The following is a 12,310-nucleotide window of genomic DNA, read 5'->3' as shown; positions in this document are numbered from 1 at the left end:
TAAAACATAAAAAGCCAGTTAGATTCCCCGCATACGAAGAATAAAACTGGCTATCTGTCTTTCATGTTAAAATGTCCGGATTCTCTTTTTTCCAACTGTCAAAATCAAACAGCTGCATTTGGCCCTCTGGCGTCTCTTCCTCCATCCACCAGTCAAAGACTGCCTGTGCATCTTTCCAGCCGGTTGGGATCTGTTCCTTTCGAATGATTTCCAGCATCTTTTCAAAGGCGCGAAAGTACGCCCGTTTATAGGTCGGATAAAGCCGGAACTCCCGGTACCGGCGTTTCCCCGCCATCGGACATCCCAGGCACCCTACCCGAAAAAATCCGTTCTCATAAAGAGGATTGAATGGCAAACGCTCACTACGGATATAATCCCACACATCCCGGTCCTGCCAGTCAATGATTGGATTACAGATTCGCTTCCCCTTTATGGTACATGCTTCAAACAGCATCCGTTTCTCATCATTATCATTGTTCAGAATGATTTTCTTTGATTTGTCCGTAGTAAAATTTTCAAAAATTCCACGGTTATTTTTCCGCTTCAGGCTCTCCGCCCATCGGACACCCGTCGTAATAAACCGGTCTTTTAACGATTCCTCTTTCAGGACCTGACAGCAATATCGCTGCAGTCGTGTGGGCGGAAATTTCTTTTGCGGAATTAAAGACCACATTGTGACTGGTTTTCCTTTATATATTGGCTTATGAAACCAGCAACGGATTCCCTGTTCTTCCAGTCGCTTGAAGGTATCCCGCACATAATATACGGTTTCCGGCGCATCTGCTGTGGTCAGGTTATGCACCACCTCATATGGGATTCCCGCCCGTCTTGCAATTTCCCTGTAGACCAGGCTGTCCTTACCCCCGCTGTCTGTAATCACCAGTGGCTCTCCATAAATCCTCAGGGACATCTCGGAAGCCATCTGTATTCTTTCGATTGCCTTTTGCTCTAAATCCACACAAAATAGAGTCAGATATCTTTTCCCGGCCGGAACCCTGCCTCCTTTTTCTGAATTTTTGCAAAAAAATACAGGGGCATTCCCCTGTCATCCAACCACGTGATCCGTCTACTCGTTATCCAATAAAATCACCCCCTTATTGTAAACTTCCCCATTGTATCCCTTGGCTTTTTTCTAGCTTCCCCTTCAGCTGCTGTTCTGTCTGGACCTCAAAGTTCCAGAGGCTGCCGCAAAAATGGACATACAGTATCCCTTCCTGGATCCGGATTTCTCTTTGGCTGAAGCCCTCCCCGAAGCCATCGCTGCACTGTCCTTTCCATTCTTCTATCACCTCCTGCAATTCCCTTTCGGACAATGCGCCATAGCTTTTCACCTCCAGGACGCCCCAAAGTCTCCGATTCCATTCCTCTACCCCCGGCATCATGTAGGCTATTTTTCGTTTTAACAGCGCGTTATTTAAAAATTCTGCTAACCCGCTCTTTCCCAGCCACTTGCATTCCTTGTTGAGCGCCTTTCGGATTGTTTCCTGATAACTGACCAGGCTGTATCCATCCCATCTTACCGGGCATTCTTCATACTCTGTTTTTCCATTGAATCGATATTTTCCATAGCAATGGGCAGACAAAGGGCTAAATAAGCGTATGGTTCTAAGTTCGTCAGAGAGCGCAGGAAACTCATGGTTTTTACTTTTCAAAATCCCCAGCGAAGTCTTAACGGTACCTTTGCCCATTCTTTGAAGGAATTGATAGGAATCCAGATTTTCTGCTATATGAATCGCCTGTTGAATGTCCAATGGCATTTCCGCTTCCAAAGCTGCGAACATCAGGTCTGCTTTTTGAGGCTCCTTCTCCAGCCATGGAGCAGCAGCTTCCACAAAACGATTTAACTCCCGAATGGTAATCCGGCATGGCAGGTATTTTCTCAATCCTGGGAACTTCTCTTTTGCATAATAAAAAGGCCAGGAATCCAGGCAATTTACCCCAAGGAAATGTTCCAGACAGCTTATTTGCAATTCTTTCACCGGAAGATGTAACCCATACACATTTCCAGCTCTTGAAAAATGCAGTTCTAACATGGAGCCGGTCGAATCCGGCAAAACAGCGTAAAGATCCGGGAAATTTTTCCCATCATACAAAGGGATTATTGCTTTCTCATTCTTTACAACATAACCGTGTTTGGTAAACTTCCCCATATGTGCCTGATGATACTGTTCCCCGATCCATTCCACAGGTCTTTCACATCCATCTGACATCCCTTCGTATCCATTCTGGGCAAGGTATTTCCCAAGTTCCCCTTCTGTGAAAACATCCGAATAAAAAGAGTAGCAACCCAGGTTATAGGAAAGGTTAATCAGATATGCTAGGGATAGCTCCCTCGAAAATCCTGCCGCGGTCTTAAATATTTCCCGCTCTCGTTCCGTCATCTGCTGCACTCTCCGTGCCAGAAAATCCAGCTCTGATAATGTTCTCCGGTTTACATTGCTCCCCTGCAGACATTCGTTCAATTCAGGAATGGAGGTCTTAAGTTCCGCGATCTCAATCCTCCTGGCTCCTTTCTTCCCTTTCAGCTGATCATAAACCTCCCGGATTTCATCGCCGGATGCCGGAAGCTCCAGTTCTCTGCGTTCCATTACTCTGTTTATTAGAACCATCTGGAACATTTCACACCTCACCCTCTCTACCCTATCTTCGTATACTAAAACATCCTCTTCAGAGGTTATTTGAATTTTTTCTGTCATTTCTTCCATTCTACTGAAGAGACATCCCACCATACCTCTGGCTTGTCAACGATTCTACCGCATCCTCCCGCGTACGGAACATCCTCCATGGAGATACTCTGTGATATAACCCTGTATGGCTGCGGACACCAAAATACTTTCCATCATAACTTTCTATGATATATTCACAAGTGCTCTTTTTCGCTTTATTCGTAATCAGTATGCAAGTATCTCCCTTATTCCAGCCATATGGGAAATTTATGGTTTCTGTCGTCTGGTTATCTTGAATTTCATTTTTCATTCGATTCCTCCTGACTCTTTCGAACCATCGGTTTTTAAACTATTGATATCTGTTCGAACAGAAAAGACCGGCTACGCTTTCGCTGTTGCGAAGAACATAACCGGTCGCCTTTAAGTTCGCTTGTTGGTATTTATATGGGAAAATCATTTCCAGCTCTAAGTAAACTTAATTTTCTTTTGACTCAATTATTTCAATTATCTCATCAACAATATAGTCAATATCACACTTATTTGTATTTATCCGTATCGCATCTGGATAATTACTATCAAGAAACTCTATATTGTCCACCATTCACTCTAAAGCAATATCTTTCATCCTATTTGCATCATTCTTAATTCTCTCTTTGATATATTATTAAGTTGATTCACATCCTTGGCAAGGTAAATATATCAAAGACACATCCATAAACTGACTGAATATTTCAAATAACCTAGCCCAATCCACCTCAATACCACAGGCCACGAGAAATCGTGGAATATTCCCAAGTAGCATGGACCAGTTTCCAATATACTCTTTGTCAATAACCCGGGCAAACATAGACTTATGGAGTATACAAAGGAAATCCTGTTTCATTTCTTCTCCGTATAGCTGATATATCTCAGGAAATGGAAGACATGAATACCATCCGTCAGCATATCGTGCTATTTCAAATGCTGATATACCATTTTCTTTTATATATTCAATGTCCTCCTCATGAATATATCCACCATCAAATGGAACATACTCTTTTTCTTCTTTTTTCTTCTTATCAAAATATTTTATTCCTCGATCTATAAGTTTTTGCGCAATTATATCTTCTATATTTCCAAATATACTGTATTCATAATATTTCAAAGCATCTAATACCATATCACAATAATTGGATTCCAACACATAGCAAATATCTCTTCCTTCAACAGTTTTGGAATACCTACTAAAATATAGCATATCATCGATTCTCGATTTCAGGTACTGCTTAGAAAAACAATTAATATTTTCTGGTAATAGATCAAAAATATCTGCCTTGAAGGAATTGTCTCTAAAGTATCCTGCCTGTATTAATCTTTTTGTACACTCCGGACCTTTCTTGTTAATATACGAACTAATCAAATGGCGAATCCCCTTTTCTGATTGTGACATCAATTTGCAAATCAGTTCAACAGATTCTGTTTCTTCAATTAACCCTTTTTCTTCAAAAATAATCAAGGCATCCTCTATAGTATAAACACTGTAATCTTTTCGCTGTCCATACATTGTCCAAGCATAGTTTACAGAATAAATATCTATTTCTCTATTTTCATAATTTGCCAAACGAACTACTGATAATGCGACTGGAACCACTGTAAATGACCCCTCAGGTGCGCATTCCTTTATTTTCTCCATCAAAGTCATTCCACGATATAAGTTCTCATCTCCAAAGAATCCTAATTCATGAAGCCTAATTTTAGCTCGATGAGGGACAAACTCAGCCTCAAAATCATCTAAGCCATATTTTTTGAAAGCTGTACGGAAAAGTGTTTTTTCTTCTGTTTTGAGATATTCTAAAAACAAGTCATGGAACACTTCCTTAGAATCTCCATGAATCCATGTACTAATCAAATATTCTTCAAGCAAATCTGCCTTCTCTTGAGTATTAGTCCCAGCATTTTGTAATGTTCCTTCAATTTCCTCAAATGATATTTTCTTTTCTAACCGATCATAAAATGTAATTTCATCATTTACAGCCCGGATCAGTTCATAAAACTGGCCTTCACTATAATTTTTAGATTTTATATATCTCTTGGTTATATCTTCTTCCTGTTTACAGGCAAGGTATAAATTCCACATTATTCCTGAACTAAAAATCTGGTTCTCGATTGAATCGTGCTCATGAAGATAATATAGTATTTGATAAATTAATCCATCACACCCTATTAAATCATTTCGAGTAGCTACTTGATATATTAGGGAAAAAGAATAGTATTGATAAATATCTAAACAATTCTCTCGAGTTTTTAATATTCGCTGCAATTGATTATAAAAACTTGTAATAGAATTATAGTCTAAGGTCGAACCCAATAAATGTTTGAAAGTTTCAAAGTCACTGTATTTTACAAGGAGGCTATCTAAAAACTCATCGTCTAAATCAAAAGATGCAAGCCTTGCCATATATTCAAACTTTCCATCTGCAAGACTAGATTTTACGAAATTCAAGACATTATCCCGTTGCTTCTTAAATGAAGGCAGCAATTCCCGCAAATATGTATTTAAGCTATCATGTAGAAGAGAAATTCTGTTTTCTACTATCTCAAATAAATATTGATGAGATAAAACAAATTCTTTTAACACGTCATAAAAACCGCTTTCGGATAAAAAATCAGAAAGCTCATTCCATGTAAAAAAGCTATTATTAGCTGCAAATATGCACAATAATGACTTTGTGTCTACATTTTCCAGAAGATTATCATAGTACTGATTCAGACTATCAACCGGCTGATCTAAATTTATTTTTCCATTCTTCTTATAATGTTCAGCTAAAAAATATGTGATGATTGGATAACCTTCAGCAACTTTCAGTATATGCTTCTGCACTGTGTAGTCTGTTATATCATGTGCCATTGCAAGATATAGCCTTGTTTCATCAGAATTCCAGTTAAGTAATTCTGTCTTCTTCCATTCTACTTCTGTTTTTAAAGGACGAGAAAGTACTACAACTCGTACTTGTGCATTTATTAATCTGTTAATAAAATCTATATATTTTTTCAATTCCAAAAGATTATAATTCTCCACATGATCCAAACCATCAATAATGATAATCTGATCATCATTGACCATTTTTGTAACAAGTTCATCGACAGTGAAACTCCTTGGTGTCTTAAAAACTAATAGTCCCAGCTCCGTCAAAAATTTGTCAAATTGTAATCTTCTTCTCAGTTGCTCATCCTGTGGACCAATCCAAAATCTATACACAATAGAATCTTGAAAAATATTTTTTAATTCATCTACAAAATGGCTTTTCCCAACTCCCGGCTTTCCTGTATAAAATGTAATACCGGGTTCGATACATTCTGGCACTTTGCGCAAAACAATCGTCTGATGCTGCAAATCTGTTGATAACGTAATTAACGCTGGAAGGTCAAGTATTCCCACAGTAAATTTTTCTGCACAAGTGAACTCAATTCCCTTTTGAATTATCTGAAGTTCTCTTTCTTCCGTTTGATAATAATCATCCAAATATTCCGTAACTTGCTCTTCAGTTAACGGAATTATAATGATTCCATCTTTATTAATCGCAGGTAACCCCATAAAATTTGTATCAGTAACAATCTGGTCTGTATTAATAATCATCACATTATTATCCTCTCTATTGTACTGATTTTCATTTGTTTTTATTTTTACAATATGTTCTGATATAACAATATCATCACTTTTAGTCCCTGCATAATTTTTCGCCTGAATACGATAAGCGATTCCATCATCCATTTCAATATAAATGTCATCAAACTGTTTCGTATCAAGCGCTTCTGACTCAATTTTTATAATATGGCGTTCTGTATCCATCTTTGCCAAGAAAAGAGTAAATATATAATTTTGATAATTATAGCCCTTCAATGAATTTCTAGCTACTTTTCTCTTTGCCATATATGCCTCCGTCCTCTACAAAAACTAAATTTCGTAGTAAAAACTCTGTAAGTTTTATTATAACAAGAAAATCACATCTCCACTACATACTTTTATCTAATCGCATAAAAAGCTCCACTAAAGTACTTTATATCCCTACTCTAGCGGAGCACCAATTTGTTCTTTCTATATTAAATTGCCCGGAATATTTTCTGAGAAACAGGATTCTCTCCTTTGAACTTTTCCTTCTTTGCTGGCTACAATTCATCCGCAACATCTTCTACTCTCAGATACATATAGGTATTCAGCGTTACACCGATATCTGAATATCCTAGTGGAAATCTCTTTCTGTCGGAGGATAGCAACACATCCAACAATATCTTTTTCATATTTAGAGTTGACTTTCACTCTTTATCTATATCATCGCTATACACAGTATGTTCTTTAATTTGTGTATAGCGTAGTTTTTTACCTCATATTTAAAACGCTATACACACTATACACTAAGAAAACCTTGCTCCATTTTAGGATATCCCACAAATACTACATCATAACTGTCCCAATTTTCCACCTGAGAGGCCAATTCTGGGCGGGCATCGTTATCCTGTTCCTCCTGTGCAACATCCAAAAGAGTGTTATAGTCGTCAGTGTACGGGGTGGCCGGTTCGATTTCAAATAAATCGCCGCCTGTCTCTGCCTGAATCATCTGGGCCATCTGCTCCGTATTTCCGGACCATGAAAAGTAAGCCACCAAAGTGCCTCCAGCAGGGGCTTCATCTGTAGGTTCTGCCGTCTCAGAAGATGGCGCTGGCTCAGTTGGCATGTCCGAAGGTTCAGAAGACGGCTCAGAAGTTTGTTGGGAAGAACTAACCGGCGATTGGGAACTCTTATTTGCACTGGAAGATGGAGTTCCTCCGCTACATGCGGCGAGAGAAAACAGCCATACTATGGATAACACAAGAGATAGTACTTTTTTCATTTCGACCATTCCTTTCATATTCTACTAAAGAGCAGCTGTGTTGCTGTCTTGTTTGACAGATTGTTTAAGAGGTAGGTTCCATTTTTTAACCTTACATGGATTTCCGCAGGCAATGGCATTGTCCGGGATGGATTCCGTTACCACGCTGCCGGCGCCGACAACTACATTGTCCCCAATCGTGACGCCCGGCAGAATAACGCTTCCACCGCCGATCCATGTGTAGCTGCCAATGTGAACCGGTAGCGCTTGTGTCTTGACTGCCGCTACCCCACCCGGTTCTCTCCAAAACCGCTCGGCTCCATTCAAGGCATGGACCGCAGTATAGATTTTCACATCCGGGCCAAGCAATGTACATTCTCCAATGACAACTGGAGCCGTATCCAGCACTGTGCAGTTCATATTAATAAAGCTGTTGTTTCCCAAATGGATGTTATATCCGTAGTCCACATAAATTGGCTGGTTCACCCTGACGTTTTTGCCACAGCTTCCGAATAATTCTGATATTGTCTGAATCCTTCCTTCCATATCTTCAGCCGGAAGATCATTAAACTTCCGCGCCAAATTTTTGGCTCGGTTTTGCTGGGATCTCAGTTCCAGATTCCGGGCGTCGTAAATTTCACCATTTTGTTTCTTTTTAAACTCGGTCATGCTGTTGACTCCTTTGCAGATTGCACCTTTATCGTTCTATGAATAAGTATAGCCGGAATCCCATTCTATGTAAAATACTTATTGTTTATCTTTATCAATATTTTTTTTGAATAGATAAAGCAAAAAACAGGAACACATCCCTTCTTCCTCAAAAGCAAGCCTGTATTCCTGTTTTAAACCTTAGTTTCTTTGCTTATCGTTCTACCAAACTTTCTTGCTGTGCATTATACCGTTCCCCATAGATTTGGATTTGGTCAAGTTTTGAATTTAATTCATCCAATTCCTGCGGTTCAAATTCTACGTTAGCGGCACCGATGTTTTCCTCCAGCCGGCTTAACTTCGTCGTTCCAGGAATAGGAACAATCCAAGGGCGCCGAGAAAGAATCCATGCCAAGGCTAGTTGCGCCATGGTACAGCCTTTCTTTTCTGCCTGCTGCTGTAATAGGGTTAACAATCCCTGATTCGCTTTCAATGCTGCCTCGCTGGAAAACCGGGGCATCCCGATGCGGACGTCCTTCGATGTAAAATTGGATTGCTTCAAATTGCCTGTTAGATATCCACGCCCCAAGGGACAGAAGCACACAAGGCCAATCCCCAATTCTTCTAATACGGAAAGCAATTCCGTTTCCACATCCCGATACCATATAGAATACTCATTTTGAATGGCTGTGAGCGGCAGCATCGTATGGGCCTTCCGAATGGTGCGGATGGAAACTTCACTCATGCCCCAATGCAAAACTTTTCCTTCTTCCATCAGACGGGAAATTGTTTCCACTACCACCTCCACCGGGACTTTGGGGTCAGCGCGGTGTTGATAAAGCAGATCAATATGGTCGGTTTTCAATCGGCGGAGAGAACCCTCCACTGCCTTCCGAATCGTCTCCGGGCGGCTGTCCAATCCAACGGAGACACCGTTTTTGATATCAAATCCAAACTTAGTTGCAATTTGCACATGGTCTCGAACTTCGCGCAGAGCTTCTCCCAGAATTTCCTCGCTGGTATATGGGCCATATACCTCCGCTGTATCGAAAAAGGTTTCGCCCTTTTCAAATGCCTCACGTACAAACCGGATCATATCTTTTTTCTCAGGAATCGGTGGATATGCCGACACCATTCCCATACAGCCCAGCCCCACTGCACGAACAGTCAATGGGCTTTCTTTTCCTAAAGTTGCAGTTCTCATAATGGTAGCACTTCTTTCTGGGGAGGGCATGATTCGTCACTTAAAGTTAAAGTGGCAGTGATACTGCCCTTCCCCAACGCTTTTCTCAGTTCTGCCTCCGACAAATTTTGCACCTTACCAAGCCGGGTAAATTTCCAAGTGTTCGGCGCATAATAAATCACTAACAGGTTGCCTTCGGATAAGATTACATCGCCCGCCTCGGTCGTGATATGTTCATCATTGGCGGGAAGCTGCCTTCCAAAGCTGCCAAACTTCTCCATACCTGCATAATCCTTCATTGGGATAGTCAAAGGCCCTTTTTTCAGCAGTTCTTTCACAGCCTCTGCTGAACTGTTCTCGTATAGCTTGACCCGAAGATTTCTCCCATTTACTTCGATGTTCATCATGATGAATTTCTCCTTTATAAAATTACAAACTGGTCAACACCGGGTTATTCAAGTAGTCATACACCCGCTTGACCTCGCTGATTTTCCGAGTATCCAGCATCGAGGGACAGTCTTTATCAAGTGTAGCGATTTTTTCCATATCATCGCTGTCCAGCATAAAATCCCAGATATCCAGATTTTCTTTCATACGCTCCTTATGAACGGACTTGGGAATGACAATGACCCCCTGTTGCACGTTCCAGCGCAGGATGACTTGTGCCGGTGTTTTTCCATGCTTTTGCGCAATCTCTAACAATGCAGGTTCAGTAAACATCCCCTTCAATCCCTCGGCAAAAGGAGCCCAAGCTTCAGGCTGCACCTGGAGCCCCTTCATCAAAAAAAGTTCCTCTGACCGTTGGTAGTGCGGATGACGTTCAATCTGGTTGATCTGAGGCAGTATTTTTGCATTGTAGCATAGGTCTAACAACCGGTCTGGCAGAAAATTGCAAACGCCAATGGCGCGAATTTTCCCCTCCTGATACAACTCTTCCAAGGCACGCCAAGAACCGTAATAATCCCCGAAAGGCATATGAACTAGATATAGATCCAAGTAGGTAAGGCCCAATTTGTTCAATGATTCCTCAAACGCTCCTTTGGTTTTCTCATAGCCCATCTGCTGGATATAGGCTTTTGTTGTAATGAACAGCTCTTCCCTGGGAATACCGCAGCTTTGAATAGCCCTTCCCACAGCTTCCTCGTTTTGATAAGAACTGGCTGTGTCAATCAGGCGGTACCCGATGGAAATCGCATCTTTCACAGCCTGTTCGCAGGCCTCCTCCGGAATTTGAAAGACCCCAAACCCTTCCATTGGCATTATCACGCCGTTGCTGAGTTTAACGGTTCCCATACTAGAACATCCTCCTTTATCTGAAATAGCAGAGAATGGGTGGAACAGTTTGCCTGCCCACCCATTCCTGAAGACCATTTATTGCTCAACCAATTGCGGCCAGCGCCCACATTATCAGTGCGTTTTCTTTCAGAAAAACATAGAATGCCTCTTCCAGCATCTTCATGATCTTGGCAACACTTTTGATGAACTCTTTCGCCAACCGCTGTTTCTGCCTTTTGTTTGACGGAGCTGCTTCCAGTGTAATCACTGGTACATGTTGGTTTCCTGCTTACTTCAGCCGGTTTCCTAAATTGTACGCCTGCTGTGGGAACTTAGAATGCTGCGTCATGGATGGGGTCCCGCAGCCGGCACCCAACACCATACCTACGTCCTCCAGATTCAAATACCGTACTAAGGTTTTATAATGGGATTCCAGCGCTTCAAAGGTCCAGTCATCGCTGTTCCATGCTACGGCCAGCAAGGCGGATTTCATATGTTTGCGCTGGATAGAGCTATTAAAAGCGCAGAAGCGGTCGATCATGGTTTTCAGCTGGGCGGACATACCATAATAGTACAACGGGGTAGCGAACACCATCATGTCAGCCCCCAGAATTTTCTCGCGGATGGATCCTACATCGTCCTTTTGTACGCAAGGACCTTCATATCCGCAGTGGATGCAGCCCGTGCATGGATGAATGTCGGCGTGGGCTACATTTAGCAGTTCTACGGTATGCCCTGCTTCTTCCGCTCCCTGTCGGAAACAATCCGCCAGTATATGCGTAGAGCCTTTTTTATTAGGACTGCCCTCTAATACAACGATCTTCATTATCTGTCCCCCTTACTTCATTTCCCTTTTCCAGTAGTGCATTATATTGGAGCGGAGTTTCGCCGGCGAACGTTCCATGGCGCCGCTCTCACCGGCAGACGACCTTGGGGCGGCGGCTTTTGTATGGTTTGTTCCATCGGCACTTCCCCAATGGATACCACTAGCCGGTACTAGTAACCGGTTTTTATTTCTACAGTATGAACGGTGCATAAAGAAAGCAAAGGAGTAACCTATTTCACATTCCTGACCTGTTTTCTTCATATTGAATTTTTAGAACGGCTTAACCGATAATATCAATGGTGATTGTTCCTGACATCCCGCTCACCAAATCGCCTCCAGAAACAGCCTGTCCTAGTTCAAATAAGGACGGATTTTCATTGTAATCCCCATAGAAAAATACGATATCTCCCCAAGGTTCATAATAAGCGAGTGTCCCTGCCCCGGACTGTGCCAAAGGGGAATTGTTTGTATCTAATGGCTGCGGCGGATAAAATATTTTTTCATCCGTACTGTAATCTTCCACCTCAATTGTAAGAGGCAATTGCTCATAGAGTGAATCGGCGGCTGTCCCATCATTTAGCTCGTAAACGACCGTGTTTTCTCCAAATTGTACGGAGATCTGCCGAAATGTATTTTCCGGTTCTTCTGCAATATCTATATCAGAAGAAACCTCGTCTACAGATGATACTTCAAGAGATTCGCTGGATTCAGACTGTTCTAAAACTGCGGAAGAAGTTCCCGTTTCTGAAAGCGTTTCTGGTGTAGACTCTACGGACTGCCCTGCGTCACCTGTCCCACATGCAGAAAGGGTGAGTATCATCATCCCAACAAATATACTGTATAAAAATTTTTTCATACGTGACTC

At 41.6% G+C, this 12,310-nt stretch carries 12 protein-coding genes; all 12 read right to left on the bottom strand.

The features are described 5' to 3' along the window. Positions 1-61 precede the first annotated feature (61 nt). Complete coding sequence (locus tag I2G69_RS03355) at positions 62-910, bottom strand: phosphoadenosine phosphosulfate reductase family protein (protein WP_442858880.1); 849 nt, start codon at positions 908-910, stop codon at positions 62-64. Positions 911-1,094: 184 nt separating this feature from the next. Next, positions 1,095-2,705: a DUF6329 domain-containing protein gene (locus tag I2G69_RS03350; protein WP_191362970.1), complete on the bottom strand. Its 1,611-nt coding sequence runs from the start codon at positions 2,703-2,705 to the stop codon at positions 1,095-1,097. 1 nt (position 2,706) lies between these two features. Continuing rightward, positions 2,707-2,976 carry a hypothetical protein gene (locus I2G69_RS03345; protein WP_195560207.1) on the bottom strand — a complete coding sequence of 90 codons (270 nt, stop codon included), beginning with the start codon at positions 2,974-2,976 and terminating at the stop codon, positions 2,707-2,709. 354 nt (positions 2,977-3,330) lie between these two features. Next, entirely contained in the window at positions 3,331-6,576 is a 3,246-nt protein-coding gene (locus tag I2G69_RS03340; RefSeq protein WP_195560206.1) for a hypothetical protein, read from the bottom strand. A gap of 475 nt (positions 6,577-7,051) precedes the next feature. Then, a complete protein-coding gene (locus tag I2G69_RS03335; RefSeq protein WP_195560205.1) occupies positions 7,052-7,534 on the bottom strand; it encodes a flavodoxin in 483 nt (160 codons plus the stop codon). 24 nt (positions 7,535-7,558) lie between these two features. Further along, entirely contained in the window at positions 7,559-8,182 is a 624-nt protein-coding gene (locus tag I2G69_RS03330; RefSeq protein ID WP_191362976.1) for a sugar O-acetyltransferase, read from the bottom strand. A 193-nt stretch (positions 8,183-8,375) separates the two neighbouring features. After that, complete coding sequence (locus tag I2G69_RS03325; protein WP_243254797.1) at positions 8,376-9,395, bottom strand: aldo/keto reductase; 1,020 nt, start codon at positions 9,393-9,395, stop codon at positions 8,376-8,378. Further along, a complete protein-coding gene (locus I2G69_RS03320; RefSeq protein WP_191395782.1) occupies positions 9,362-9,751 on the bottom strand; it encodes a cyclophilin-like fold protein in 390 nt (129 codons plus the stop codon). Before I2G69_RS03320 ends, I2G69_RS03325 begins: the two co-directional genes overlap by 34 nt. Before the next feature lie 22 nt (positions 9,752-9,773). Further along, positions 9,774-10,715, bottom strand: coding sequence for an aldo/keto reductase (locus I2G69_RS03315; RefSeq protein ID WP_330610108.1), 942 nt, complete (start codon positions 10,713-10,715; stop codon positions 9,774-9,776). A 7-nt stretch (positions 10,716-10,722) separates the two neighbouring features. Continuing rightward, complete coding sequence (locus tag I2G69_RS03310) at positions 10,723-10,887, bottom strand: hypothetical protein (RefSeq protein WP_207740526.1); 165 nt, start codon at positions 10,885-10,887, stop codon at positions 10,723-10,725. Between the two features lie 21 nt (positions 10,888-10,908). After that, positions 10,909-11,445 (bottom strand): flavodoxin family protein, encoded by a 537-nt coding sequence (locus I2G69_RS03305; RefSeq protein WP_191441551.1) that lies wholly within the window; start codon positions 11,443-11,445, stop codon positions 10,909-10,911. Between the two features lie 280 nt (positions 11,446-11,725). After that, entirely contained in the window at positions 11,726-12,301 is a 576-nt protein-coding gene (locus tag I2G69_RS03300; RefSeq protein WP_243254790.1) for a cyclophilin-like fold protein, read from the bottom strand. Positions 12,302-12,310: the final 9 nt, after the last annotated feature.

Source organism: Anaeromassilibacillus sp. D41t1_190614_C2, from assembly GCF_015558525.1.
Taxonomy (GTDB): Bacteria; Bacillota; Clostridia; order Oscillospirales; family Acutalibacteraceae; genus Anaeromassilibacillus; species Anaeromassilibacillus stercoravium.
This window is presented reverse-complemented; position numbering and strand designations above follow the sequence as displayed.